General features: G+C 70.7%; 22 protein-coding genes and 1 riboswitch. Of the genes, 3 read left to right on the forward strand and 19 right to left on the reverse strand.

From position 1 onward, the window contains the following. Positions 1 to 29: 29 nt before the first annotated feature. The 8 genes from ABT147_RS27440 to ABT147_RS27475 all read right to left on the reverse strand — a co-directional run bounded on the left by ABT147_RS27440 (position 30) and on the right by ABT147_RS27475 (position 8,407). Complete coding sequence (locus tag ABT147_RS27440; RefSeq protein ID WP_351410797.1) at positions 30 to 1,229, reverse strand: glycine C-acetyltransferase; 1,200 nt, start codon at positions 1,227 to 1,229, stop codon at positions 30 to 32. Positions 1,230 to 1,328: 99 nt separating this feature from the next. Then, the gene (gene tdh, locus ABT147_RS27445; RefSeq protein ID WP_351410798.1) at positions 1,329 to 2,357 is read right to left on the reverse strand and encodes an L-threonine 3-dehydrogenase; all 1,029 of its coding nucleotides are present in this window, start codon (positions 2,355 to 2,357) and stop codon (positions 1,329 to 1,331) included. A gap of 241 nt (positions 2,358 to 2,598) precedes the next feature. Beyond that, a complete protein-coding gene (locus ABT147_RS27450) occupies positions 2,599 to 3,156 on the reverse strand; it encodes a GAF domain-containing protein (protein WP_351410800.1) in 558 nt (185 codons plus the stop codon). Then, positions 3,153 to 3,752, reverse strand: coding sequence for a GTP-binding protein (locus tag ABT147_RS27455; RefSeq protein WP_351410802.1), 600 nt, complete (start codon positions 3,750 to 3,752; stop codon positions 3,153 to 3,155). The genes ABT147_RS27450 and ABT147_RS27455 overlap by 4 nt, the downstream gene beginning before the upstream one ends. Beyond that, positions 3,730 to 4,101 (reverse strand): DUF742 domain-containing protein, encoded by a 372-nt coding sequence (locus tag ABT147_RS27460; RefSeq protein ID WP_351410804.1) that lies wholly within the window; start codon positions 4,099 to 4,101, stop codon positions 3,730 to 3,732. The genes ABT147_RS27455 and ABT147_RS27460 overlap by 23 nt, the downstream gene beginning before the upstream one ends. Before the next feature lie 2 nt (positions 4,102 to 4,103). After that, positions 4,104 to 4,535, reverse strand: coding sequence for a roadblock/LC7 domain-containing protein (locus ABT147_RS27465; protein ID WP_326574514.1), 432 nt, complete (start codon positions 4,533 to 4,535; stop codon positions 4,104 to 4,106). An 80-nt stretch (positions 4,536 to 4,615) separates the two neighbouring features. Next, positions 4,616 to 6,820, reverse strand: a complete 2,205-nt coding sequence (locus tag ABT147_RS27470; protein ID WP_351410806.1) for an ATP-binding protein — start codon at positions 6,818 to 6,820, stop codon at positions 4,616 to 4,618. A 408-nt stretch (positions 6,821 to 7,228) separates the two neighbouring features. Next, positions 7,229 to 8,407 carry an MBL fold metallo-hydrolase gene (locus tag ABT147_RS27475; RefSeq protein WP_351410808.1) on the reverse strand — a complete coding sequence of 393 codons (1,179 nt, stop codon included), beginning with the start codon at positions 8,405 to 8,407 and terminating at the stop codon, positions 7,229 to 7,231. Positions 8,408 to 8,588: 181 nt separating this feature from the next. Between ABT147_RS27475 and ABT147_RS27480 the strand changes: the two genes are divergently transcribed. Both ABT147_RS27480 and ABT147_RS27485 read left to right on the forward strand, forming a co-directional pair. Continuing rightward, positions 8,589 to 9,770, forward strand: a complete 1,182-nt coding sequence (locus tag ABT147_RS27480) for a Glu/Leu/Phe/Val dehydrogenase dimerization domain-containing protein (RefSeq protein WP_351410810.1) — start codon at positions 8,589 to 8,591, stop codon at positions 9,768 to 9,770. Between the two features lie 59 nt (positions 9,771 to 9,829). Then, positions 9,830 to 10,450 (forward strand): TetR/AcrR family transcriptional regulator, encoded by a 621-nt coding sequence (locus ABT147_RS27485; protein WP_351410812.1) that lies wholly within the window; start codon positions 9,830 to 9,832, stop codon positions 10,448 to 10,450. Positions 10,451 to 10,660: 210 nt separating this feature from the next. Here the strand turns inward: ABT147_RS27485 and ABT147_RS27490 are convergent, their stop codons facing one another. From ABT147_RS27490 to ABT147_RS27510, 5 genes are all read right to left on the reverse strand, one after another. Beyond that, complete coding sequence (locus tag ABT147_RS27490) at positions 10,661 to 11,446, reverse strand: SGNH/GDSL hydrolase family protein (protein WP_351410814.1); 786 nt, start codon at positions 11,444 to 11,446, stop codon at positions 10,661 to 10,663. Between the two features lie 122 nt (positions 11,447 to 11,568). Then, complete coding sequence (locus ABT147_RS27495) at positions 11,569 to 12,300, reverse strand: DUF6250 domain-containing protein (protein WP_351410817.1); 732 nt, start codon at positions 12,298 to 12,300, stop codon at positions 11,569 to 11,571. Beyond that, positions 12,297 to 14,192, reverse strand: a complete 1,896-nt coding sequence (locus ABT147_RS27500) for a rhamnogalacturonan lyase family protein (RefSeq protein ID WP_351410819.1) — start codon at positions 14,190 to 14,192, stop codon at positions 12,297 to 12,299. The genes ABT147_RS27495 and ABT147_RS27500 overlap by 4 nt, the downstream gene beginning before the upstream one ends. 179 nt (positions 14,193 to 14,371) lie before the next feature. Next, on the reverse strand, positions 14,372 to 15,352 hold the full coding sequence (locus ABT147_RS27505; protein WP_351410821.1) for a M23 family metallopeptidase: 981 nt from the start codon (positions 15,350 to 15,352) through the stop codon (positions 14,372 to 14,374). 4 nt (positions 15,353 to 15,356) lie between these two features. After that, positions 15,357 to 15,516: riboswitch (cyclic di-AMP (ydaO/yuaA leader) on the reverse strand. A gap of 302 nt (positions 15,517 to 15,818) precedes the next feature. Continuing rightward, the gene (locus tag ABT147_RS27510; RefSeq protein ID WP_351410823.1) at positions 15,819 to 17,894 is read right to left on the reverse strand and encodes an alpha-galactosidase; all 2,076 of its coding nucleotides are present in this window, start codon (positions 17,892 to 17,894) and stop codon (positions 15,819 to 15,821) included. A gap of 257 nt (positions 17,895 to 18,151) precedes the next feature. Here ABT147_RS27510 and ABT147_RS27515 point away from each other — a divergent pair, with 257 nt between their 5' ends. Beyond that, positions 18,152 to 18,949 carry a tyrosine-protein phosphatase gene (locus tag ABT147_RS27515; RefSeq protein WP_351410825.1) on the forward strand — a complete coding sequence of 266 codons (798 nt, stop codon included), beginning with the start codon at positions 18,152 to 18,154 and terminating at the stop codon, positions 18,947 to 18,949. Between the two features lie 43 nt (positions 18,950 to 18,992). Here the strand turns inward: ABT147_RS27515 and ABT147_RS27520 are convergent, their stop codons facing one another. From ABT147_RS27520 to hpnH, 6 genes are all read right to left on the reverse strand, one after another. Next, the gene (locus ABT147_RS27520) at positions 18,993 to 19,115 is read right to left on the reverse strand and encodes a DUF6126 family protein (RefSeq protein WP_086753480.1); all 123 of its coding nucleotides are present in this window, start codon (positions 19,113 to 19,115) and stop codon (positions 18,993 to 18,995) included. Further along, a complete protein-coding gene (locus ABT147_RS27525) occupies positions 19,112 to 19,771 on the reverse strand; it encodes a helix-turn-helix domain-containing protein (RefSeq protein ID WP_351410828.1) in 660 nt (219 codons plus the stop codon). Before ABT147_RS27525 ends, ABT147_RS27520 begins: the two co-directional genes overlap by 4 nt. 85 nt (positions 19,772 to 19,856) lie before the next feature. Next, the gene (locus ABT147_RS27530; protein WP_351410830.1) at positions 19,857 to 21,266 is read right to left on the reverse strand and encodes an aspartate aminotransferase family protein; all 1,410 of its coding nucleotides are present in this window, start codon (positions 21,264 to 21,266) and stop codon (positions 19,857 to 19,859) included. Beyond that, entirely contained in the window at positions 21,267 to 23,198 is a 1,932-nt protein-coding gene (dxs, locus tag ABT147_RS27535; RefSeq protein WP_351410833.1) for a 1-deoxy-D-xylulose-5-phosphate synthase, read from the reverse strand. A 39-nt stretch (positions 23,199 to 23,237) separates the two neighbouring features. Then, positions 23,238 to 24,395 carry a flavodoxin-dependent (E)-4-hydroxy-3-methylbut-2-enyl-diphosphate synthase gene (gene ispG, locus ABT147_RS27540; RefSeq protein WP_351410835.1) on the reverse strand — a complete coding sequence of 386 codons (1,158 nt, stop codon included), beginning with the start codon at positions 24,393 to 24,395 and terminating at the stop codon, positions 23,238 to 23,240. A 4-nt stretch (positions 24,396 to 24,399) separates the two neighbouring features. Next, positions 24,400 to 25,422 carry an adenosyl-hopene transferase HpnH gene (hpnH, locus tag ABT147_RS27545; protein ID WP_351410837.1) on the reverse strand — a complete coding sequence of 341 codons (1,023 nt, stop codon included), beginning with the start codon at positions 25,420 to 25,422 and terminating at the stop codon, positions 24,400 to 24,402. Between the last annotated feature and the right edge of the window lie 4 nt (positions 25,423 to 25,426).

Below are 25,426 nucleotides of genomic sequence, written 5' to 3' on the forward strand. Positions count from 1 at the left end.
GGGGGCGGGCTCGGACGATGGGGGCGGGCTCAGGCCTCCAGCTCGGCCCGCGCCGCCACGAACGCGTCGACGGCCCGGTCGACATCCGCCGTCGAGTGCGCGGCGGAGAGCTGGACGCGGATCCGGGCCTTGTCCTGCGGGACGACCGGGTAGGAGAAGCCGATCACGTACACGCCGCGCTCCAGGAGCAGTTCGGCGAGACGGGCCGCCTTCGCCGCGTCGCCGATCATGACGGGGGCGATGGGGTGGTCGCCGGGGAGGAGGTCGAAGCCCTCCTCGGTCATCCGGCGGCGGAACAGCGCGGTGTTCTCGGCGAGGCGGACCCGCAGGTCGTCGGCCGACTCCAGGAGGTCGAGCACCTTCAGGGAGGCCGCCGCGATCACCGGGGCGAGCGTGTTCGAGAAGAGGTACGGGCGGGAGCGCTGGCGCAGCAGGGCGACGATCTCGGCGCGGGCGGCGACGTAGCCGCCGGAGGCGCCGCCGAGGGCCTTGCCGAGGGTGCCGGTGACGATGTCGACGCGGTCCATGACGCCGTGCAGCTCGGGGGTGCCGCGTCCGCCGGGTCCTGTGAAGCCGACGGCGTGGGAGTCGTCGACCATGACCATGGCGTCGTGGCGGTCGGCGAGGTCGCAGATCTCTCGGAGCGGGGCGACATAGCCGTCCATGGAGAAGACACCGTCGGTGACGATCAGCTTCCGGCGGGCGCCGCCCTCGGCGGCCTCCTTCAACTGCCGTTCCAGGTCGGCGAGATCACGGTTGGCGTAGCGGAAGCGGCGGGCCTTGGACAGGCGGATGCCGTCGATGATCGAGGCGTGGTTGAGGGCGTCGGAGATCACCGCGTCCTCGGGGCCGAGCAGGGTCTCGAAGACACCGCCGTTGGCGTCGAAGCAGGAGGAGTAGAGGATCGTGTCCTCCTGGCCGAGGAACGCCGACAGCCGCGCCTCCAGCTCCTTGTGCACCTCTTGCGTACCGCAGATGAAGCGGACGGAGGCCATGCCGTAGCCCCAGCGGTCGAGGGCCTCGTGGGCGGCGGCGATCACCTCGGGGTGGTCGGCGAGGCCCAGGTAGTTGTTGGCACAGAAGTTGAGGACCTCACCGGGACGGCCGCCGGCGGTGACGGCGACCGTCGCCGACTGCGGGGTGCCGATGACCCGCTCGGGCTTGTGCAGGCCGGCGGCGCGGATCTCGTCGAGGGTGGTGCGGAGGTCGTCGCGCACGGAGTCGAACATCAGAAAGCTCCTAGGAATACGGGTGACTTGAGCGGTCCGGCTGGCTTACACGGTCCAGTTGGCTTGCGCGGTCCGGCTGTCCTATGCGGTCCGGTTGTCCTACACGCTCCAGTCGAGGATGACCTTGCCGCCGGTGCCGCTCGCCGCGTCCGCGAACGCCGCCTCGTGGTCGCGGTAGCCGTAGCGGCCGGTGATCACGGGGGCGAGGTCGAGGCCGCCCTCCAGGAGGACCGTCATCGCGTACCAGGTCTCGAACATCTCGCGGCCGTAGATCCCCTTGATGGTGATCATGGAGGTGACGATCCGGGACCAGTCGACGGCGAACTCCTCGGACGGCAGTCCGAGCATCGCGATCCGGCCGCCGTGCGTCATGTTGGCGATCATGTCGCGCATCGCGACGGGGTTGCCGGACATCTCCAGGCCGATGTCGAAGCCCTCCCGCAGGCCCAACTCCCGCTGGCCGTCGGCTATATCGGACTCCGCCACATTCAGGGCGAGGCTCACACCGATCTTCCGGGCCAGCGTCAGCCGCTCCTCGCTGACATCGGTGACCACGACATGCCGGGCGCCCGCGTGACGGGCCACCGCCGCCGCCATCAGACCGATGGGGCCCGCCCCGGTGATCAGGACGTCCTCGCCGACCAGCGGGAAGGACAGCGCGGTGTGCACGGCGTTGCCGAACGGGTCGAAGATCGCGGCCACGTCGAGGTCGACGGGGACGCGGTGCACCCAGACATTGGTCGCGGGCAGGGCCACGTACTCCGCGAAGGCCCCGTCGCGTCCGACCCCGAGGCCGACGGTGGCCCGGCACAGATGGCGGCGGCCGGCGAGACAGTTGCGGCACTTGCCGCACACGAGGTGGCCCTCGCCGCTGACCAGGTCTCCCGCCCGGATGTCGGCGACGGCGCGCCCGGTCTCCACGACCTCGCCGACGAACTCGTGGCCGGCCACGAGCGGGGTACGGATGGACTGCCGGGCCCACCCGTCCCAGGACCGGATGTGCAGATCGGTGCCGCAGATCCCGGTCCGCAGGACCTTGATCAGTACGTCACCGGGGCCGATCTCCGGCTCCGGGACGTCGACGAGCCACAGCCCGGGCTCCGCCTTCTCCTTGACCAGCGCCTTCAACGCTACGGCTCCTGTGGGTGCGCCCCCGGCGCCGGGCATGACGAACGGCCCCGTACCGGGGAGAGGGGTGGGATCGCCGATCAATCTGCCGTACGGCGGCACCCCGGGTCCATCGAGGTTTTCTTAACCTCCGCCGCAGCTTTCCTTCACACCCCGCCGGGCCAGGGGATCCGCCCCGACGCACCGGCCGCGTCCCGCCTCACGCGTCACGCGTCACGCGTCACGCGTCACGCGTCACGCGTCACGGGAACGTCTCACGCCCCTCGATCCGCGCGGCCAGCTCCGCCGCCATCGACTTGATGGTCTCCAGGCCGGCCCTGCCCCAGGGGCGCGGCTGGACGTCGAGGACGCAGACCGTGCCGAGGGCGATGCCCGTGCGGTCGAGCAGGGGGGCGCCGAGGTAGGAGCGGATGCCGTGGTCGTCGACGACGGGGTTCCCGGCGAACTTCGGGTATTCGCGTACGTCTTCGAGGACGAGTCCCTTGCGGCGGACCACGACGTAGGGGCAGAAGCCGTGGTCACGGGCGAGGTGACGATCGACCCCGAGCACCGTGGTGTCCGCCGTGGGCTCCGCCGACACATGCAGGCCGGCGAAGAACTGCCGGTTCTCGTCGATGAAGTTGACCATCGCGTACGGCACCGAGGCGACCTCGGCGAGGCGGTCCGCGAACGCGTCGAAGGCCGGTTCGGCGTACTCACCGAGGCCCAGCAGCCGCAGCCGTCCGACGCGCTCGGGTGCGTCCCGGTCCTCGGGGGTGAGCAGCAGCCGGCCGACCGGACGCGGCGGGTCGTACGTCACGTGTGGGCTCCGTGGCTCGGGAGCTGGGCCGGGGTGTGGTCGAGGAGGTGCCGTACGAGGGTGAGCAGGGTCTGGACGCCCGAGCTGGAGATCCGGGCGTCGCAGCAGACGACGGGGATCTCGGGGTCGAGGTCGAGGGCCGCGCGGACCTCGTCGGCGTCGTAGCGGAAGGAGCCGTCGAACTCGTTGATGGCGACGATGAAGCCGAGGCCGCGCTGTTCGAAGAAGTCGACGGCGGCGAAACAGTCCTCCAGACGACGGGTGTCGGCGAGGATGACGGCGCCGAGGGCTCCCTCGGAGAGTTCGTCCCACATGAACCAGAACCGCTGCTGTCCGGGTGTGCCGAACAGATAGAGCACATGGCGCTGATCGAGGGTGATGCGGCCGAAGTCCATCGCGACGGTCGTCTCGACCTTGTTCTCGATGCCGTCGAGATTGTCGGTGGCGGCGCTCACGGTGGTGAGCAGTTCCTCCGTGCTCAGCGGCGCGATCTCGCTCACCGCGCCGACGAAGGTCGTCTTGCCGACCCCGAACCCTCCCGCCACCAAGATCTTCAGTGCGGTGGGGAAAGGGTCAGAGCTGTCGTCGTAGTCCATCGAGCACTGCCTCCAGAAGAGACCGGTCTGTCGGGTTGTGGTGGAAAACCGGGGGCTTGGTGGTGAGGGCCCCGCAGTCGACGAGGTCGGACAGCAGCACCTTGGTGACCGCCGCCGGCAGCTTGAGGTGAGCGGCGACCTCGGCGACCGAGACGGGTGCCCGGCACAGGTCGAGCGCCTGTGCGTGCTCGGGGCCGAGATAGCCGAGGGGGGTCGCCCCGGTGGCCATCACCTGTGAGAGGAGATCGAGCGCGGTGGTCGGCCGGGTCCGGCCGTTGATGACGGTGTAGGGGCGTACCAGACGCCCGGCGGCGTCGTCGTACAGAGGTCCGTCGCCGGCCGCGGACACGGTCAAGGCCTCATCGCTGAGGGTTCGACGGCTTGGCGGGGCTGGGTGACCAGGTAGGGGCGGACGCTCTTGACGAGCATGGCCATCTCGTAGCCGAGGACGGCGGCGTCGGCCTCGCGTCCGGCGAGCACGGCGAGGCAGGTGCCGGAGCCCGCGGTGGAGACGAACAGCAGGGTCGAGTCGAGTTCGACGACGACCTGGCGGACGTCGCCGCCGTCACCGAAGCGGACGCCCGCGCTGCGGCCGAGGGAGTACAGGCCGGAGGCCAGGGCCGCCATGTGGTCGGCGCTGTCCGGATCGAGGCCGTGGACCGACTTCACGAGGCCGTCGCAGGAGAGCAGCACCGCGCTGGAGGTGTGCGGTACACGCTGGACGAGGCCGCTCATCAGCCAGTCGAGATCGGATACATGGCCGGTCGGCGCATCGCTCGCCATGGTGGATCGACTCCTTGGGGTGCGTTGGTCTGCGGGAGCGCAGGGGGTGGGGACCGTGGTGGGGGTGGTGAGGGGGGCGGTCATCCGGCCGGTGTGCTCCCGTCCTGCCGGGGCGTGAGGTCGTGTGCCGCGTCGAGTGCCGACGGCGGTACGGCTATGGGGGCGACGCCCCTGGGGTGTCCGCCCAGGGGTTGGGCGGCGTCCTTGTGGGGCGCGTCCATGGGGGCCAGTTCCATGCGGAGCGCGTCCGGGCGGAGCGCGTCCGGGCGGTCCGTGCCGCCGGGTGACATCGGGGCGGGGTGGCCCGTGTTCAGCCGGCCCGTGTTCAGCTGCCCCGTGTTCAGCTGTCCCGTGTCGATGCGGGACGCGGCGTCGGGGGCGGGCGGTGCGAGGTCCGCGGTGGCCGTGTCCAGCGTGGAGGTGTCCCAGTCGGAGGTCTCCATCTGGCGGGCCTCGGCGAGTCCGATGCCGCGCTGGAAGGCGGCCATCAGCCCGGGGTCGTGGCCGATGTAGTGGTCGGGGTCCTGGCGGGGCGTGGGCGCGGGGCCGCCGCGGAGCTGGGGCACGATGTGCTGCTGGGCGCGGCGGCGCGGCAGTTGGGGCTTGCCCATGGTGCCGCGCACGGCGCCGCCGACGCGCGGGGTGGGGGGCGTCCCGGCGTTCTCGGCGACGGTCCGCCGGTCGTCGGGCCGGATGCCGGGGACGGCCTCGGCCGGGTTGGGCCGCGCGTCCCGGGCGCCGCGCACCGGCAGCGGGGTCGGGCCGGAGCCGCCTCTGCCCGGACTCTGCTGGCCGCTGCCCCGGCCGGGGCCCTGCTGCCGGGGCACGGAGGCGCGGGCCGGGGTGGAGCGGTGGCCAGGCTCGGGGCGCGCGGGCTGCGCGGAGGACGGGCGGCCGGGTTGCGCGGGGGCGGGCCGGCCGGTGGTGGTGCGGCCGGGCCGCTCGGTCGTCGGGCGGTCGGCGGGGCCGGGTGCGGACGCCCGCTGTGGAGTGGCGGGCTGGACGAGGCGGGGCCCGTCGGGGCGGCGGGCGCCGGTGTGCTGCTCGGTGTGGGGCTGGGTCTGCGGCAGATCGCCCGGGTCGTTGCCGAGCAGGCCCTGGGGGACGACGAACGCGGCCTGGACGCCGCCGTAGATGTTGCTCTGGAGGCGGACCTGGATGCCGTGGCGGCGGGCCAGCTGGGAGACGACGAAGAGACCGATGCGGCCGTCCTGGAGGAGGCTGGCGACGTTGACCTGGTCGGGGTCGGCGAGCAGGGCGTTCATCTTGTTCTGCTCGGTGACGGGCATGCCGAGGCCTCGGTCCTCGACCTCGACGGCGAGCCCGGAGGTGACGAGGTTGGCGCGGAGCAGGACCTGGGTGTGCGGGGCGGAGAACACCGTGGCGTTCTCGACGAGTTCGGCGAGGAGGTGGATGACGTCGGCGACGGCGTGCCCGCGCAGGGTGCCGTCGACCGGGGGCACCAGTTTGACCCGGGAGTACTGCTCGACCTCGGCGATCGCGGAGCGCAGCACCTCGGTCATGGAGACGGGGTTGCTCCACTGGCGGCGGGAGACGGCGCCGCCGAGGACGGCGAGGTTCTCGGCGTGACGGCGGATTCGGGTGGCGAGGTGGTCGACGTGGAAGAGGCCCTTGAGGAGATCGGGGTCCTCGATCTCGTTCTCCAGGTCGTCCAGGATGGAGATCTCGCGCTGGACCAGGGACTGCAGCCGGCGTGCCAGGTTCACGAAGACTTCGAGCTTCTGTTCGCTGCCCGCGTGGCTGGAGAGCTGGGAGGCCTGGACGACGGCGGTGACGGCGCTGTCGTGGGCGCGGGCCAGGTCGGCGGTGAGCAGCTCGAAGTCGTCGGCGTCCGCGGCGGGTTTGGCCCGGGGGCCGCGCGCGGGCGGCTGGTCGCCGCGCCGGAGCGCGTCGACGAGGGCGCGCAGATCGTCCTCGCTCTTGGTGCTGATCTGCCGCAGGGCGCCCAGGCGTTCGCGGACGGACCTGGCGGTGCGGCCGGCCGCGACGGCGGCGATCGCGATGCCGGCGAGGGCCACCGCGGCGGCTCCGGCGAGGACCGCCCACAGGGTGAGGCTGGGGCGGGCGCCGCCGGCGCGGAAGGTGAAGAGGACGGCGGCGCAGGCGCTGAGGGCGACCGCGGTGGGGGGCAGGACCGCGAGGCGCACCAGCTGTGGCCGTATGTGGATCTCGGGCAGCGAGGGGACGGCACGGGTGGCCGATCGCCCGTGCCGCCCGCCCTCACGGCGGTCTGCGCGTGCGGCCGGTGCGCGAAGGTGAGACATCAGCGTCCTCGTACTGGTCCGTCTGGGCGTGGGGGGTGCCGCGTCTGGGCGACTTGGGCATGCGCCATCGCGTGTCGGTCGCGAGAGTCGAAGAATTCAGCCCTGCGTCGTCCGACGGCAACTCACAGTAGTCGCCAACGCGTCATGTGCGGTGCGCAGTTGACAAAGACCGCCGTAATGCGTCCCGCTCTGGTATGAGGCTTCGTGCGACAGTCCGATAATTCTTCGGACGCTTGTTCCTGCCGGCTTCTCTCTCTGCCCGAATTTCGATCAGAGCTGTTCAGAAAAGGTCGACAATATGCATCGAGGGCCGGGGAGCGCATTGCTCCCCGGCCCTCGACGTCAATCGAAAAATCACCCTGTCGGGAGAATTCTCGATCGGCTCTCGATCGGCTCTCGATCGGTTTCTCAGCTCTCCGCCACCAGGTCCAACCGCTCCCCCACGGGCGGCCAGGCGGGCCAGCCGCCGACCGGTCCCTGGGACACCGCACGCCACCACGGGTCGACCGGCGGCGTGTTCTTCGGCTCGAACGGCTCCCCCGGGCGCGGCGCTGCCATCGTGACCCCCGCGCCGTGCGTGGCCCACAGCATCCGCTCGCCCGGCTCGGCCCAGGCGTGCATCGCCAGGTTGAACGTCGCCCAGTGGATGGGCAGCAGCACACCGGTGGGCTCGCCGCCCTGCAGATCGAGGTGGGTCCGCAGCCCCTCGTCGGGCGTCATGTGGATGTCGGGCCAGAACTCCGAATAGGCGCCGACCTGGATCATGGTGATGTCGAACGGGCCGTGCTCGGCTCCGATGTCCTTGAAGCCGTCGAAGTACCCGGTGTCGCCGCTGTGGTAGATCCGGTGCTCGTCACCGGCGACGACCCAGGAGGCCCACAGGGTGTGCTGGGTGTTGCGCAGACCCCGGCCGCAGAAGTGCCGGGCGGGGGTGGCGGTCAGGGTGAGACCGCCGACCTTCGTGGTCTCCTGCCAGTCCAGCTCGCGGATCCGGTCCGCGGAGACACCCCAGTGCTCCAGGTGGGCGCCGACGCCGAGCGGCACGGCGAAGACCGTGTCCGTCCCCGCCAGCTCCTTGATCGTGGGCATGTCCAGGTGGTCGTAGTGGTCGTGGGAGATGACGACGACGTCGACCGGGCCGAGCGCGGCCAGCGGCAGCGGCACGGGGTGCAGCCGCTTGGGCCCGGCGAAGGCGAACGGGGAGCAGCGCTCGCCCCAGACGGGGTCGAAGAGCACCCGGTGCCCGTCGATCTCGGCGAGCACACTGGAGTGGCCCATCCATGTGATCCGCAGCCCGCTCGCCGGGGGCCGGGCCAGGTCGGCAAGGGTGGTGGAGTGCACGGGAATCAGCCCCGCCGGGGTCCGCCGCGCCCTCTCGTCCTTGCGGAAGTAGCTCTTCGCCATCTCCACGGCGGCGCTGCCGGAGGGACGGACCTGCGCGCTCTCGGGGTTCACGAAGACCCCGTTCGCGAAGTGCGGGGATCTACGGATCCGCTCCAACCGGGCACCGCTCGGATCCGCGCCGAAGGCGGCGGGCCGCGCTGCGCGCAGCCCCGAGCTCAGAGAACGGGAACCGGAACCGGACACGGCACCTCCTGGTTGATTCGCTCAGGCATCCCATTATGGTCCGCCCCTCGGACAGCGCCGGGCCCAACCCGTCACCGGCCGATGTCATACTGCCCAACCATTCAGTAGCCCCGTCTGTTCCCGCCGCCTCCACCCCCCTCAACCTCTCCGCCCGGCCTCACCGGGCCCTCCGAGGAGCCCCATGACCAGCACCCCCTTCATGTCCCTCACCTGGACCGACCACGTCACAGGTCGGCGGGGCTTCCTCGTCGTGGACCGGCTGGTGCGCGGGGTCTCCAGCGGCGGCCTGCGGATGCGCCCCGGCTGCACCCTGGACGAGGTCGCCGGACTCGCCCGCGGCATGACCATGAAGGAGGCGCTGCACTACGCCCCCGAGGGCCGTTACGTCCCGCTCGGCGGCGCCAAGGGTGGCATCGACTGCGACCCCCGGGACCCGGAGGCGTACGGCGTCCTCGTCCGCTATCTGCGTGCGACGCGCCCGTACATCGAGACGTTCTGGACCACCGGCGAGGACCTCGGGCTCACCCAGGACCTGGTGGACCGCGCGGCCGCCGAGGCGGGTCTCGTGTCGACGATCCAAGCGGTGTACCCCCTCCTCGACGACGAGGACACGGCCCGGCGGCGCCTCGCGGACGCCTTCGCGGTGCGGGTGGACGGCATCGGCCTCGACGAGCTGGTCGGCGGCTGCGGTGTCGCCGAGTCCGTGCTCACGGCCCTGGACCGGGCCGGCGCGCCGTACGCCGGGACCCGGGTCGCCGTCCAGGGGCTGGGCACCATGGGCGGGGCCACCGCCCGTTTCCTCGCCAGCGCCGGCCTCACGATCGTCGCCGTCGCCGACATCAAGGGCACGATCACGAACCCGGCGGGTCTGGACGTCGAGACGCTGCTCGCCGCCCGCGACCCGCACGGCACAATCGACCGCTCCGTGCTCGGCCCCGACGACCACGAGGCCCCCGGAGACGCCTGGCTGGCCGCCGAAGCCGACGTCCTGGTCCCCGCGGCCGTCTCCTACGCGATCGACACCACCAACCAGCACCACATCACCGCCCGGCTGATCGTCGAGGCGGCCAACATGCCCGTCCTCCCGGCCGCCGAGCAGTCGCTCGCCGCGCGCGGGGTGACCGTCCTGCCCGACGTCGTGGTCAACTCCGGGACGAACGCCTGGTGGTGGTGGACGCTGTTCGGCGACATCGGCCCCACCGCCGCCGAGGCGTTCGCCCACACCCGCCGCTCCATGCGCGCCCTCGTGGACCTGATGCTCGCCCGGGCCGAGGCCGACGGCACGACGCCCCGGGCCGCCGCCCACGCGATCGCAGCGGACCGCCTCCCGACGATCACGGACCGGTTCGGCTGGCACCGCTGACACCGGAGAGGTGGCTCGAACACCACGGCGGCCGTCCGGGGCGTGGGTAGGGTTGCCGCGTGGGCAGGGTGCGGTTGAGTGTGGCCGAGCGGCGTACGGAGCTGCTGCGGGCCGCCATCGGGCAGATCGAGGCGCGGGGCGTGGCGGCGGTAAGGATCGCCGACGTGGCCGCCGTCCTCGGGGTGAGCAACGCCCTGGTGCTCTACCACTTCTCCACCAAGGAGAGACTGGTCGCCGAGGCCTTCCGGTACGCCGCCGAGGACGACCTCGCCCATCTGCGCAAGCTGCTCGGCCGCCGCACCACGGCCCTGCGCCGGCTCCGGGCGGCGGTCCGCTGGTACGCCCCGACGGGCCAGGCCAAGGGCTGGCGCCTGTGGATCGAGGGCTGGGCGGCCGCCCTGCGCGAACCGGCTCTGCGCGAGGTCACCCGCGACCTGGACCGGCAGTGGAAGGCCGCGCTCACCGAGGTCATCGAGGCCGGCGTGGCGGCCGACGAGTTCCACTGCCCGGACCCCTCGGCGACGGCCCTCCGCCTCACCGCCCTCCTGGACGGCCTCGCCGTCCAGCTCACGGCCTACGACGGAGCCGTCTCCCGCACCCGCGCCCACGACTGGGCCGAAGAGGCCCTGGCCCACGAACTGGGCCTGACCCGGGCCTCGTTGACAGCGGCAACCCGCTGACCGCGCCCTGTCAGCAGCGCTGGGCACCGCGCCCCGTCAGAGCGCCGAGGAACCGCGCCCCGTCAGGGGCGCGGGGAACTGCGCGAGAAGCCCCACCGGACCGCACCCGCCAACGAACCCGAACCCCCGAGCTACTAGGCGCCCACAGCCCCGGCCGCCCCATGTCCCGGCCCCCGCACTCGAACCGGCCAACCGCCGGAGGCCACGCCCTCAGGCCACCGACCCGATCCGCATCTTGATGTCCCCCGGCGACAGATGCCCCTTCGCCGACACATGATCCCCGGACGACTCCCCCCGCAGCCGCCGCCCGATCCACGGCACCAGATACTCCCGCGCCCACTGGATGTTGTCGCGCCGCATCTCCAGCGTGCCGCGCGGCGGCAGCGGAGGCCACGGCTGATCGGGATCGGCGGGTATGTCGACGCCCAGCACCTGCCCGGCCCGCAGAGCGACCCGCGTGTGCCCCTCCGGCGACAGATGCAGCCGGTCGAGGTCCCAGGCCCGCCGGTCCTGCACCGTCTTGAGGGACCACAGATCCAGGACGGGACACCCGTACCGGTCGGCGATGGCCCGTACATGCAGGTTGTACGTGGCGATCTTGCCCCGCAGATGCCTCAGCACCGGCACGTCACGCGTGTCGAAGCCGGTGGTCACCAGCACGGTGCCCACGGCCGAAGTGAGCTGGGACACCGCCCGCTCGAACCGCTCGGCGACCTCGTCGGGATCGGTGCCCGGCCGGATGATGTCGTTGCCGCCCGCGCAGAAGGAGATCAGGTCGGGCGCGAGCTCCAGCGCCCGCGGCACCTGATCCTCCACGATCTGGTCGAGGAGCTTCCCCCGCACGGCCAGGTTGGTGTAATCGAAGTCGCCCTCGGGCACCCGGTCCGCGAGGAGCACCGCGAACCGGTCGGCCCAGCCGACGAACCGCCCATCGGGCCCGGGGTCGCCGACGCCCTCGGTGAAGCTGTCCCCCACCGCCACGTACGACCCGATCATTGATCTGCTGTCATTCTTCGAATCGTCTGCCACATCGGCCCATGATTCACCTTCGGATGTGACCTACGCGACCGTAATAAAGGGTTGACGGACGGTGAGATAGACCACGCGTCAAGTGTTGGTCAACCCGGAATACGCCAGGTCGAGCCGGCCGGTCGCCACACCCGGAAGTTCTCGATCCGGAAGTGACTCCATGTGGTCCGGAAGGCGAAATGCCCGCTGGTGTACGGCTGCGGGTCCGTGTGGTCGAACACGAGCCGCCCGTTGTTCCACCACCGCACGGTGGAGCCGTCCGAGAGGATCCGGACGCGGTGCGGCTCGTTCGCGACGAGCAACGGCTCGGTGTAGTCGTAGATCAGCGGCCGTACGCCCGCCTCACCGACGTACCTGCGCAGCCTCGTCGTCGTATTGGTGTTCGCGCCGTATCCGACGTAATACGTCTTCAGATGGTCGTACTCGGCAAGCGCGCCCCCTCGTGGAGTGGCGAAAAGATCATCGGGCGACCGCACATCGACGGCGTTCCAGAAGTTGTTGAGGTCCGAGACGCGGTCGTTGACCCCGCCCGCGGAGACCGGGGTGGCCGTGTACTCGATGACGTACGGCCCTTCCAGCTTCCTCCTGAACCACACCGTGGCCCCGGCCGGTACGTCGACCTCCAGCACCCCGCGCGAGGCCGTGACCGTACCGCCCCTCTCCAGCTCGACGGCCCACTGCCGGAGCCCGTGCCGGAAGTCGTCGGCGGCGATCAGCCGGCCGCGGCGCCGGTGCGGGGTCGCGGACGCGGGCCCCGCCGGGGCGAGCGCCCCGAGGGCGGCACCGGCGGCGAGGGCTCCGAAAGCTCTGCGGGTGGTCATGACGCTCCTTCTGTTCGGCCTGTGCGGTGGGGTGTCGTGATGGCCGGCGTGGGGATGCGGCGGGTCTCGGTGCCGAGGTAGTAGTCCGTGTACGTCGACTGGAGGTAGCCGCGGACGGTCCAGCCCAGCCGGTACGCGGGGTTCTGGGCGAGCGTGTAGAGCCGGGTCCCGGTGGGCTCGGTGGTGGTGTACAGCCGCAGGGCGGTGTGGTCGGCGGTCTCGGCGAGGATCTCCTCACGCCAGTCGCCGACGATGTCGCCGTAGAAGGGGGTCGCGTTGCGTGCCCCGGAGACGACACCGGCCGGGTCGAAGATCTTCGTGCTGGTCTCCGTCGCCGGGTCCCACTCGGAGACATGGGTGAAGTCCAGCAGCTCCGAACCCTTGTCGCCGTCCCACCAGATACGGAAGTTGACGCTCGGGGTGGTCGTGGCGACCTTGCCGTCCTGGACGTTGTAGACGCCGGCGCCGGGCGCGGTGACGTCGGCGGTGGAGGTCCAGTACTCGTAGCCGGGGTGCTCCGGGTCGATGTCGCCGGTGCTGCCCCGGCCGACGTCGATGTCGGTGTCGTTCTCCCAGTCCGCCGGGTGCCGGCCGGTCACCAGGCGCTCGCCGGTGTCGGCGTCGTAGTAGTACCAGGGGAACTTCGGGATGACGCCCAGCTCCGCCTGCTGAATCGCGAAGCCCTCCAGACCGGGGCGGTCGGGGTCGAGGTCGGCGATGTGGAAGCGGTCGCCGTGTCCGGCGCCGTCGACGACGTACCGGAGCGTGCCGTCGCCGTTCACCACGTAGTTGCCGTCGGCGATCTCGTCCTTGCCGTCGAGGTCGACGTCGACGGTACGGATCTGGTGGAAGCTGGTCGCGCCGCTCGCGGCGGGGACGACGTACTTCCAGCGCCGGTTCAGGTTCGTGCCGTCGAAGTCCCAGGTCTGGAAGAGGACGCGGAAGGCGCCGCGCCGGGCGCCGACGCGGGTGACCAGCTTGGTGACGAGGCTCGGGCGGACCCCGTCGAGATGGGCGATGCCGAAGTGGCCGCCGGACGGGCCGTCGGCGACGAAGTCGTCGGGGACGGGCTGCCGGGTGCGCTCGGCGCCGGTCGCGCCGTCGATCACGGAGACGAACTGACTCGCGGGCGAGTCCGCGGTGACCCGTGTCCCGTCCGCGAAGGTCGTCCCGGCGGCCGTGTGCACCAGCACCTCGGCCCGGCCGTCGCCGTCCAGGTCGAACACGGTCACGTTGTCGTCGTTGCGGTAGCCGCCGATCGCCGTCGAGCCGCTGATCGCGGCGGGCGCCGGATCGTTGGCGCCGTTCCCGCCGGCCTGCGTGTACGAGCCGGGGCCGAGGTCGACGCGCCACAGCCGCTCGCCGGTCAGTGTGTACGTCTCCAGCAGGTCGGGCCGGTCCCGGGTCCCCGAGAGCCGGCTCACGACCAGCTCGTACCGCCCGTCCCCGTCGAGGTCGCCCGGCCAGGCATGCTGCACGGTGTAACCGTCGGCGGCGGCGAGGGGAATCTCGGCGTACCCCCGGCGGAAGTCCAGCCCCGAACTCGGCTTGCTCTCCCGCCCGTTGACGACGGCCCGCACGCTGTACGCGCCCGTGCCACGGCTGTTGTCCTGGTACGTCGTCGACCGGGTGACCGGCGCCCGGTTCAGCCTCCTGCCGCCCTTGTAGACGTTGAACGCGATCGCGTCGCCGTACCGGGCGTACTCCGTGCCGAGCAGCCGCCAGCTGAGGAAGGTCCCCTTTCCGGACGGCACCGCGACCAGGCCCCGGTCCAGGTTCTCCACGACCCTGCGCGGTGTCCCGGCGGCGTGTCCGGCGGGTACGGAGAAGAGTCCGGCCAGCAGGGCGGTCGCGGTGAGGATGACGGTTCTTCGGCGTCGGGCGGTACGCACAACACTCCTTCGACGAGGCAGAAAGCGCTTGTGCGGATCACTCTTCCCGCGCCTCGCGGACGTGTCGAGGTATTGATCGGCCATGCCACAAGACCGCAACACGGTGATCATGAAACGCCGAAGGCCGGCCCCCGATCACGGGAACCGGCCTGCGCCGCGGACGGCGGGCGGAGGTGCCGTCAGACGCTGACGCCCTTCGAGCGAAGGTAGGCCAGCGGGTCGATGTCCGAGCCGTAGTCGGGGCTGGTGCGGATCTCGAAGTGGAGGTGCGGGCCGGTGACGTTGCCGGTCGCGCCGGAGAGGCCTATCTGCTGGCCGCCGCTCACGGACTGGCCCGCGGAGACGGAGAGCGAGGACAGGTGGGCGTACTGGGCGTAGTAGCCGTCGGCGAGCTTGATGACGACCTGGTTGCCGTACGCGCCGCCCCAGCCGGCGGAGACGACGGTGCCCGCGCCCACAGCCTTGAGGCTGGTGCCGGTCGGGGCCACGAAGTCGACGCCCGTGTGGTAGCCGCTGGACCACATGCTGCCGGCGGTCTTGTACGCGGTGCCGACGGTGGCGCCCTGGATGGGCACACTGAAGCCGGAGCCGTTGGACGACGAGGCCTTGTCGCTCGACGTGGAGGTCGAGGCCTGGGTGTCCTTCGCCTCCTGCTTCGCGGAACCGGAGGACTTCGAGGACTGGGACGAGTCAGACGACTCGGACGACTTGGCGGACTTCGAGGACTGCGACAGCTGCGGCTTCGACGACTGCGACGTACCGCTCGACGGGGCCTGCCCGCCGATCGACAGCTTCAGCCCCGGGTGGATCAGCGACGGGTCCGACCCGATGGCCTCACGGTTGTCCGAGTAGAGCTGCTTCCAGCCCCCCTCGACGTCCTGCTCGTCCGCGATCTTCGCAAGGTAGTCGCCGACCTTCACCGAGTAGGTCTCGGTCGCCGTCTTCTTGGTGGCGGTCTTCTCCGCCTGCGCGGCCTTCTCGACGGTGATCGTGGCCGTCTTCTCGGACACACCGGAAACGGCGGTCGCCGGGGTCGCGGCCTGGGCGCCGGCGGCTCCGATCAGCGGCAGCGCGAGCGCCGCGCCACCGGTCCCGGCGGCGGCGATGGAGCGGGTGAAACGCTGGGACTTCGGACGGCGGTGCTTACCCTTCGCGGGCATGGCGAATTCCTCTCCGGCGCCTACGAGGTGAGCTGTCGGGTGCGGACTGGAGATGTCCGGCCGTGTTTGCGCACGGCTTTACCCCTAGCCTGTTCCGGAGACCGGAACAGGCGGTGATTCCTGTGGGTCCCCCGCTCCTGCCGTGGATCGGGTCGGTATGCGGCTCCGGTCGGCGGCAGGATTGGGCGTCCGTCCGGATTGACGCCGAACGTAAGCGACTTGTGCCCACAGAGACAACCATTGGGACTTCCTGTGCGTCTTCCTACCTGATCCTTACATCAATCCACCCTCACGCTCCGTAAAAGACCGGTCCTGATTGTTTTCCAACCGCCCTGGAAACGCCTAAGAATTACGTGAACATGGCGACAGCGGAACGTCACGAATATGACGCTGCTCACGCGGCTACGACCCAGTAGGCTTTATTCCAGGGCTTGTTGGAATTACAGCTCCATTTCGGACAGTTCGCTCAAGTGCGACGCAGGCGGATAACTGCCGCATCAAAGTCACCACGCAGCCCCGTCCGCACCCCGTGATGCAACAGCACCGCCCCTCGGTACCGTTCGCCCGTTTCACGGCATTCGTACACCCCTGCCGGGTCGAGCCCGCGCAGCCGGAGCGGGGCGAGCGGCTCGCCGTACCGCTGGGCCTGGAGCCAGGCGAGGACGACGACCTCGTCACCATGGACGTACTGGACGGCGCTCAGCCCGCCCGTGGGAGGCCGCAGCCGGTAGAGATCGCCGCGCTGCACGACCGGCCGGATCTCCTTGTACCGCTCGACCCACTCCCGCGCCTCGGCCAGCTCCTCCTCCGTCCACCGGGTGAGGTCGCCGCCGACGCCGAGCACACCCGCCATGGCGCTGACGAAGCGGAACCGCAGCGAGCTGACCCGGCCGTTGAGCTGGTTGTTCGGGCTGTCGGTGACCCAGGCCGCCATGACCCGGGCCGGATGGATCTGGCTGAAGCCGTGCTGGATGGCGAGCCGGTCGAGTGGATCGGTGTTGTCGGACGTCCACACCTGGTCCGTCCGCGCCATCACCCCGAGGTCGATACGGCCGCCGCCGCCCGAGCACGACTCGAACGCCACCCCCGGATGCGCGGCCCGCAGCCGGTCCAGCAGGGCGTAGAAGGCGCGCACGTGCTCGACCCACAACTTCTGCGGATACTGCTCCCCGGGCCAGCCGGCATCCGTGAAGCAGCGGTTGAAGTCCCACTTCACATAGTCGATCGGCGCGCTGGAGAGAAGCGAGTCCAGTCGCTCCCACAAATACTCCTGGACGTCCTCGCGCGCGAGATTGAGGACGAGCTGATTACGCAGTTCCGTCTGCTTTCGTCCCGGTTGGAACTGTGCCCATTCGGGGTGCGCCCGGTACAGCTCGCTGTCCGGATTGACCATCTCCGGCTCCACCCAGATGCCGAAGCGCATACCGAGGGCGTGCACCTGGTCGGCAAGCGGCTTGAGCCCCTCCGGGAAACGGTTCGGATTGGGCGTCCAGTCGCCGAGGCCCGCCCGGTCGCTCGTCCGCGCCCCGAACCAGCCGTCGTCGACGACGAACAGCTCGACCCCGATGGCCGCCGCCAGCCGCGCGAGCGTCCCCTGCTGCTCCTCGGAGATGTCGAACTCGGTGGCCTCCCAGGAGTTGAAGAGCACCGGCCGGTCCTGGTCGGCGTCCGGGATGACGTACGCCCGCTGGTACGCGTGCCAGGCCCGGCTCGCCCCGCCGTGACCGCCGTCGCTCCACAGGCCGGCGAAGACGGGCGTGGTGAACGTCTCGCCCGTGTCCAGCCGCAGCAGACCGGACTCGTCGTATCCGGCGCCGCCGGTGATCTGCACGCGCGCGTCCGGGAGTTGGGCGACCGCGATCCGCCAGGACCCCGACCAGCCCAGCGCGCAGCCGTAGACCTCGCCGCGTTCCTCGGTGGCGTCGGTGTCGAGGGCGACCCAGGGCAGGTGCTGGTGCCCGGTGTGCCCGCGCCGGCTGCCGATGACCTTCTCGCCGTAGGTGAGGTCCCCGCGCACCAGCCGCGACTCGGCCGCCCACCGCCCGTGCAGCTGGGACAGCCGCCAGGGCTCCTCCGCGCGCGACGGCAGCGTCCAGGTCGCCGAGTCGGCGCGCAGCAGCTCCACCGCCGGCCCCTCGTTGGTGAGGGTCACCCACCGCTCGATCACGTCGTCGCGCATCCGGTAGTGCAGGGTGATCCCGAGGCCGTCGTCCGTGAACCGCAGCCGCAGCTCCTCGCCGTCGGCCTCGTGCCCCTGGAAGGTCCACTCGGTGCCGCGCCGCTCGTCCGTGCGCACGGAGAGGGCGGGCCGGGTGAAGCGGGGGCCGCCCTCGACGGGGTACTCCTCGTGCCCGTCGACCGGGGCCTCGAACGGCCAGTACGGCAGCTGCTGCCGGGCCGCCAGCTCCTCGGCGTCGGCGAGCGTGATGCCGGGGCCCCAGTGCAGGTGCAGCAGCTCGTCGTTCTCCGTGAGCCGCAGGGCATAGCTGCTCCTGGGCCCCGTAAGAAGCCAGGTACGGCCGTCGGCGCCGATTTCCAACATCAGGTCCCCACAGATTCGAACAGGTGCGATCGGGCTCCGACATCATGGCAGGTCGTCACGGGCGCTCGCGGACCCTGTGGACAACTCCGGACGGGTCGTCCGCGACCCCCTGTGGACAACCGCCTCGGGCCCGCGCAACGGCCCCTGTGGACAACTCATTGGTGTACGCACCCATGTCGTATCGTCGAGTGCGCGCCTCGGTGTCGAGTGCGTGTCCGTCGACGAGCGGCGCCGACGGCCGGAGGGGAGGAGCCCCAGTGACGCAGCAGATCCCGTCGACCGAGCCCGAGCTGACCGGAGTGCGCAACTTCCGCGATGTGGGCGGCCTGCCGACCGTGGACGGTCGCCGGGTGCGGCACGGGGTCCTGTTCCGCAGCGGCCACCTCGCGCACGCGACCGACGAGGACGCCGCGTTCCTTGCCTCGCTGGGTCTGCACACGATCTTCGACTTCCGCAACGCGGCCGACCAGAAGCTGGAGGGCCCGGACGTCGAGCTGCCCGGCGTCCTCAATGTGAACCTGCCGCTGAGCGACCCGGCGGACGGCGCCGAGTTCTGGAAGATGGTCCGGGACGGCGATCTGGACCAGCTGCGCGCCCTGCTGGACGACGGCAAGGCGGCCGGCCGGATGATCGCCTCCTACCGGACGATCATCAAGCACCGCACGTCCGAGCACTCCCGTGTGCTGCACGCCTTGGCCGAGGACAGCGTGCCCGCGCTGATGCACTGCGCGGCGGGCAAGGACCGCGCGGGCCTCTCCATCGCCGTCACGCTCCTCGCCCTGGGCGTCGAGCGCGAGGCCATCGTCGCCGACTATCTGGAGTCGAACGCCAAGCACCGCCGCTACAAGGTGCATCGCAGCAGCACCTCCGCGAGCGCCTACTCCCCGGAGGTCATGGAGCTGCTGAGCCCGCTCTTCGACGCCCGCGCCGAGTACCTCCAGATGGCCTTCGACACCGTCGACGAGACCTGGGGCGATGTCGACACCTATCTGGAGCGGGGTCTCAAGGTGACCCCGCAGATCAGGGAGCGGCTGCGCGAGCGCCTGCTCGACTAGACGATCTGGACGACCGGGCCCGCCCCCGGCCGCGCGCTCACCGCTACTGCTTGGCGCCCAGTTCGAACAGCAGGTAGATGAAGGCCGCGAAGACATGGCCGACCGCGATGTAGATGATGAGCCGCACCCACAGGGCGCGGGGGAACTTCTCTTCCAGGTCGGTCACGGTGTCTCTCCGGGGGTGGTCGGCCCGAGGCACAGCGCGGCGGTCGGGCTCTGCAGCAGGGTGTGGACGAACAGGAGGTCGGCGCCGTCGTGGTCGGCGGCGGCGATGCGGTGCGGGGTCAGCGAGTCGAAGTGCGCGCTGTCCCCGGGCGCGAGGAGATGCGCGGTGTCCCCGAGGCGCAGCCGCAGCCGCCCCTTCAGGACGTAGAGCCACTCCTCGCCGGGATGCACCCGCACGATGTCGCCCTGCGAGCCGTGCGGCACATGGACGCGCAGTGCCTGCATCCCGCGCCCGGACGCGCCCGCCTGCCAGTACGTCCAGCCGCCCGCCCGGGTCGGCTCCATGTCGGGGGCGCGCAGCACGGCGTCCCGCTCGGCGACGGTCTCGCCGAGCAGCTCCGAGACCGTCGTACCGTAGACGCGGGCCAGCGCGAGCAGCATCGGCAGCGAGGGCTGGCGCTGCCCGGTCTCCAGCCGGGAGAGGTGTGCGGGCGACAGCCCGGCGGCGCGGGCCGCGGCCTCCAGGGTGAGGGCGGCCCGGCGGCGCAGGGCCCGCAACCGCGGGGCGACGGCGGGCAGTGGCTCGTCCCTCGGGGACGCGGGCGGTGGCTCGTCCGGTGGGGGCTCGGGAGGGTGCGTACCCTCGGAGGGGCTCATGCCTCCATTCAGCCTCAGCTTTGCCTCTGCGGCAAACTTCTTGCCTCAGAGGCAAAGCCACGCGCCCGCGCTGCCGTGGGCTCCTCTATCGGTTGGCGACCGCCTGCTTCACCAGCGTCTTCCCGAAGTCCCACATCAGTCCGCCCCCGCTGTGCGCGTCGTCCATCACCTCCGTGAAGGCCGCCACGAACCGGTCCACCTCCCGCTCCCCGATGACCAGCGGCGGGATCAGCTTGATCACCTCCAGATGGTCGCCGGAGACCTGGGTGAGGATGCGGTGCCGCTGCAGCAGCGGGACGACGACCATCTGCGCGAACAGCCCCTTGCGGGCCGCCTGGAGCATGGTCCAACGGCTGCGCAGCTTCAGCGACTTGGGGCGGCCGAACTCGATGCCGATCATCAGGCCCCGGCCGCGTACCTCGCTGAGCAGCTCGTACTTGTCGATCAGTGCGGTCAGCCGGGTCTTCAGCAGCTCACCCGTGGCCCGGGCGCCCGCCACGATCTGCTCGTTCTCCATGACCGAGAGGACAGCGAGCCCGGCGGCCATGGCCTGGGCGTTGGAGCCGAAGCTCGCCGAGTGGACGAGGACGCGGTCCATCGACGAGTAGACCTTCTTGAAGATCCACTCCTTGCCGAGGGTCGCGCCGACCGGGACATAGCCGCCGGAGAGCGCCTTCGCCACGCACACCAGGTCCGGCTCGGCGCCGTCCTCGTGCTGGTAGGCGTAGAAGTCCCCGGTCCGCCCGAGCCCGGTCTGCACCTCGTCGACGATCAGCAGCGCCTTGTGCCGGTGCAGCAGCTCCTGGGCGGCGCGCAGATAGCCGGGCGGTGCCTCGTGCACGCCCTTGCCCTGGATGGGCTCGACGACGAGGGCCGCGACATCACCCTTCTTCAACTCCCTTGCCAGCGCGTCGAGATCACCGAGCGGTACGGCCGTGTCGGGCAGCAACGGCGCGAAGCCGTCCCGGAAGCCGTCCTCGCCGTTGACCGAGAGCGAGCCGGTGGTGAGCCCGTGGAAGGCGTGGTCGCAGTACAGGACGCGCGGCCTGCCGGTGGCGTACCGGGCGAACTTCAGCGCGGTCTCGACGGCCTCCGTACCGCTGTTGCCGAAGAACACCCGGTCCAGATGCTGACTGTGGGCGAGCAGCTTCTCGGCGAGCAGTCCGGGCAGCGGCTGGCAGTCGAAGCGGGTCAGGTCGGCGAGCTGTGCGTCGAGCACGTCGTGCAGCGCCTTGCGGACCACGGGGTGGTGGCGGCCGAGCCCCATCACCCCGAACCCGGCGAGCATGTCCAGGTAGTCGGCGCCGTCCGCGTCCCAGAAGTACGCGCCCTCGGCCCGCTCGTAGACCTTGTCGAAGCCGATGGTGTGCAGCATGCGCGGGAGTTGGTGGTTGAGGTGCCGGGCGTGGAGTTCGTAGCGCTCGGCGCCGCGCTCGGCCAGGAGTCTGCCGAGGTCGAACTCCCCGGTGCCGGCGGCGGGTTCCACGGTGGTCATCTACGGTTTCTCCTTGGACGGTTCGGCCTCGGACAGGTCCCCCTTCACGGACTCGTCCCGGGCGGCCAGTGAGGCGCTGATCCGTCCGGCGATCTCGACCGGTGTCAGCCCGATGTCCGCCAGCACCTCCCCGCGCTTGGCGTGCGCGAGGAACTGCTCCGGGATCCCGAACCGCCGTACGGGTACGTCGATCTCGGCGTCCCCCAGCGCCAGGGCCACCGCCGAACCGACCCCGGCCGCCCGGCTGTTGTCCTCCACGACGGCCACCAGCCGGTGTTCGTCGGCGAGCCAGGGCAGTGCCGGATCGACCGGCTTGACCCAGCGCGGGTCGACGACGGTGCAGCCGATACCCCGTGCCTCCAGCAGCTCGGCGGTCTGGAGGCACACCGACGCCATGACGCCGACGGCGACGAGCAGCACCGCCGGGCCGTCCGGGGAGGAGGTGCGGTGCAGGACGTCCATGCCGCCCACCCGCTCCTGGGACGGGATCTCGGGCCCCACGGACTCCTTCGGGAAGCGGATCAGCGTCGGGGCGTCGTCCACGGCGACCGCCTCCCGCAGCTGTGTCCGCAACTGCTCGGCGTCGCGCGGCGCGGCGATCCGCAGCCCCGGCACGACCTGGAGGATCGACATGTCCCACATACCGTTGTGCGACGCGCCGTCGACACCCGTCACACCGGCCCGGTCCAGGACGAAGGTGACCCCGCACCGGTGCAGCGCCACATCCATCAGCAACTGGTCGAAGGCCCGGTTGAGGAAGGTCGCGTAGACCGCCACGACCGGGTGGAGGCCGCCCGTCGCGAGCCCCGCCGCGGAGACCGCCGCGTGCTGCTCGGCGATGCCGACGTCCCACACCCGGTCCGGGAACTTCTCCGCGAACCTGCCGAGCCCGACCGGATGCAGCATCGCCGCCGTGATCGCCACGACGTCCTCGCGCTCGTCGCCGATCCGGACGATCTCGTCACCGAAGACCGAGGTCCAGGAGGGTCCGCCGGAGGGAGTGAGCGGCTCGCACGTCAGCGGGTCCATCACACCGACCGTGTGGAAGTGGTCCTCCTCGTTGGCGAGCGCGGGCTCGTACCCCCTGCCCTTCTGGGTCAGACAGTGCACGAGGACCGGCCCGTGGAAGCGCTTGGCGCGGCGCAGCGCCGACTCGACGGCCTTGGTGTCGTGCCCGTCGATCGGGCCGACGTACTTCAGGCCCAGGTCCTCGAACATCCCCTGCGGTGCGAACGCGTCCTTGAAGCCCTTCTTCGCCCCGTGCAGCGCCTCGTAGACCTCCTTGCCGACGACGGGGGTGCGCAGCAGGACCTCCTTGCCCCAGGCGAGGAACTGCTCGTAGCCGTCGGTGGTGCGCAGGGTGGCCAGGTGGTTGGCGAGGCCGCCGATGGTCGGGGAGTAGGAGCGTTCGTTGTCGTTGACGACGATGATCAGCGGCCGGTCCTTGGCGGCCGCGATGTTGTTGAGGGCCTCCCAGGCCATGCCGCCGGTCAGGGCGCCGTCGCCGATGACCGCGACCACATGGCCCTTCTCCCCCCGCACCTGGCGGGCCTTGGCGAGGCCGTCCGCCCAGCCGAGGGCGGTGGAGGCGTGGCTGTTCTCGACGATGTCGTGCTCGGACTCCTCGCGCGAGGGGTAGCCGGACAGGCCGCCCTTGCCGCGCAGTTTGGAGAAGTCCTGACGCCCTGTCAGCAGCTTGTGGACATAGCTCTGGTGACCGGTGTCCCAGACGATGCGGTCGACGGGTGACTCGAAGACCCGGTGGAGCGCGACGGAGAGTTCCACCACCCCCAGGTTGGGCCCCAGGTGACCACCGGTCCTGGCGACCGCGTGCACCAGGAACTCCCGGATTTCTTCGGCCAGTTCACCGAGTTCCGCCTCGGTCAGCGCCTTCAGGTCGCGCGGTTGCCGGATGCTCTCCAGAATCGTCACGTCGGGCCCCCTCTCGATCCGTGCTCTCTCAGCCCGTTGTCAACTCACGGTGACCGCCGGCTCCCCCGACGCGACGCCGTCCTTCTCCATCCGCTCGGCGATCTTCATCGCCTCGTCGATGAGGGTCTCCACGATCTTCGACTCGGGCACGGTCTTGATGACCTCGCCCTTCACGAAGATCTGCCCCTTGCCGTTGCCGGAGGCGACCCCCAGGTCCGCCTCCCGCGCCTCCCCGGGCCCGTTGACGACACAGCCCATGACAGCCACCCGCAAGGGCACCTCCATGCCCTCGAGACCGGCGCTGACCTCGTCCGCGAGGCGGTACACATCGACCTGCGCCCGCCCGCACGAGGGGCACGAGACGATCTCCAGCCGCCGCTGCCGCAGGTTCAGCGACTCCAGGATCTGGATGCCGACCTTGATCTCCTCGACCGGCGGGGCGCTCAGCGAGACCCGGATCGTGTCCCCGATCCCCTCGCTGAGCAGCGCCCCGAAGGCCACGGCGGACTTGATCGTGCCCTGGAACGCCGGACCGGCCTCGGTCACCCCCAGATGCAACGGGTAGTCGCACTGAGCGGCCAACTGCCGGTACGCCTCGATCATCACGACCGGGTCGTTGTGCTTGACCGAGATCTTGATGTCCCGGAAGTCGTGCTCCTCGAACAGCGAGGACTCCCACAGCGCGGACTCCACCAACGCCTCGGGCGTCGCCTTCCCGTACTTCTGCAGGAGCCGCCTGTCGAGCGAGCCGGCGTTGACCCCGATCCGGATCGGGGTCCCGTGGTCCTTCGCCGCCCGCGCGATCTCCTTGACCTTGTCGTCGAACTGCTTGATGTTGCCGGGGTTCACCCGCACCGCCGCGCACCCGGCCTCGATCGCCGCGAACACGTACTTCGGCTGGAAGTGGATGTCCGCGATCACCGGGATCTGCGACTTGCTCGCGATGGTGGCGAGGGCGTCCGCGTCGTCCTGCGTGGGGCAGGCGACACGGACGATCTGGCAGCCGGACGCGGTGAGTTCGGCGATCTGCTGCAGCGTGGCGCCGATGTCCGACGTACGGGTCGTCGTCATCGACTGCACCGACACCGGGGCCCCGCCCCCGACCGCCACCGACCCGACCTGGATCCCCCGCGACACGCGCCGCTCGGCGATCGGCCGGACCGGCAGCGCGGGAACGCCCAGCGACACGGCGGTCATCCCATCACCCCTGGTTCCCGGAGACGGTCTCGCGCAGGGCGCGCAGGGACTCCTTCAGCGATCCCATGGTGGCGAGGACGGCCGTCGGCTCGTAGCCGCAGTGCGCCATGCAGTTGGCGCAGCGCGGGTCCTTGCCCCGGCCGTAGGCGTTCCAGTCGGTGTCCTCGATCAGCTCCCGGTACGTCGTGACGTACCCGTCGCTCATCAGATAGCAGGGCCGCTGCCAGCCGAAGAGCGAGTAGTTGGGGATCGCCCACGCCGTGCACGGGAAGTCGACCTTGCCCTCCAGGAAGTCGAGGAACAGGGGCGAGTGGTTGAGCCGCCAGCGTCGCCGGTTGCCGCCCGCGAAGGCCTTCTTGAACAGCTCGCGGGTCTGCTCGACGCCGAGGAAGTGCTCCTGGTCGGGCGCCTTCTCGTAGGCGTAGGCGGGCGAGATCATCATCTCGTCGACCTTCAGGTCGTCGTTGAGGAAGTTGAGGACCTCGATGATGGTCTGCGGGGTGTCGGTGTTGAAGAAGGTCGAGTTGGTGGTCACCCGGAAGCCGCGCTTCTTGGCCTCCTTGATGGCGGCCACGGCCTCGTCGAACACCCCCTCCTTCGCCACCGACTCGTCGTGCCGCTCCCGCAGCCCGTCGATGTGCACGGCGAACGCGAAGTACGGCGAGGGCTTGAACTTCTCCATCTTCTTGCGCATCAGCAGGGCGTTGGTGCACAGGAAGACGTACTTCCTCTTCGCCACCAACTGCCGCACGATCTCGTCGATGTGAGGGTGCATCAGGGGCTCGCCGCCGGCGATGGACACCATCGGCGCACCGGACTCCAGGACGGCGCCCACGGCCTGCGCCACCGGCATGCGCTGCTTGAGCACGCCCGCCGGGTGCTGGATCTTCCCGCAGCCCTCGCACTTCAGATTGCAGGCGTAGAGCGGTTCCAGCTCGACGATCAGCGGGAACTTGTCCCGCTTGCGGAGCTTCTGTTCAGCGAGATACGTCGCCACCTTGATGGACTGGCGGAGCGGCATGGCCATCTGG

This window comes from Streptomyces sp. NPDC001868 (assembly GCF_040297125.1).
GTDB lineage: Bacteria > Actinomycetota > Actinomycetes > Streptomycetales > Streptomycetaceae > Streptomyces.

What these genes read in the sequence shown, in the direction of transcription:
- ABT147_RS27440 (WP_351410797.1), bottom strand. Translation starts at nt 1,229, where the DNA reads ATGTTCGACTCCGTGCGCGACGACCTCCGCACCACCCTCGACGAGATC.
- ABT147_RS27455 (WP_351410802.1), bottom strand. Translation starts at nt 3,752, where the DNA reads ATGGACTACGACGACAGCTCTGACCCTTTCCCCACCGCACTGAAGATC.
- ABT147_RS27465 (WP_326574514.1), bottom strand. Translation starts at nt 4,535, where the DNA reads ATGGCGAGCGATGCGCCGACCGGCCATGTATCCGATCTCGACTGGCTG.
- ABT147_RS27470 (WP_351410806.1), bottom strand. Translation starts at nt 6,820, where the DNA reads ATGTCTCACCTTCGCGCACCGGCCGCACGCGCAGACCGCCGTGAGGGC.
- ABT147_RS27480 (WP_351410810.1), top strand. Translation starts at nt 8,589, where the DNA reads ATGACCAGCACCCCCTTCATGTCCCTCACCTGGACCGACCACGTCACA.
- ABT147_RS27490 (WP_351410814.1), bottom strand. Translation starts at nt 11,446, where the DNA reads ATGATCGGGTCGTACGTGGCGGTGGGGGACAGCTTCACCGAGGGCGTC.
- ABT147_RS27495 (WP_351410817.1), bottom strand. Translation starts at nt 12,300, where the DNA reads ATGACCACCCGCAGAGCTTTCGGAGCCCTCGCCGCCGGTGCCGCCCTC.
- ABT147_RS27505 (WP_351410821.1), bottom strand. Translation starts at nt 15,352, where the DNA reads ATGCCCGCGAAGGGTAAGCACCGCCGTCCGAAGTCCCAGCGTTTCACC.
- ABT147_RS27510 (WP_351410823.1), bottom strand. Translation starts at nt 17,894, where the DNA reads ATGTTGGAAATCGGCGCCGACGGCCGTACCTGGCTTCTTACGGGGCCC.
- ABT147_RS27525 (WP_351410828.1), bottom strand. Translation starts at nt 19,771, where the DNA reads ATGAGCCCCTCCGAGGGTACGCACCCTCCCGAGCCCCCACCGGACGAG.
- ABT147_RS27530 (WP_351410830.1), bottom strand. Translation starts at nt 21,266, where the DNA reads ATGACCACCGTGGAACCCGCCGCCGGCACCGGGGAGTTCGACCTCGGC.
- ispG (WP_351410835.1), bottom strand. Translation starts at nt 24,395, where the DNA reads ATGACCGCCGTGTCGCTGGGCGTTCCCGCGCTGCCGGTCCGGCCGATC.
- hpnH (WP_351410837.1), bottom strand. Translation starts at nt 25,422, where the DNA reads ATGGCCATGCCGCTCCGCCAGTCCATCAAGGTGGCGACGTATCTCGCT.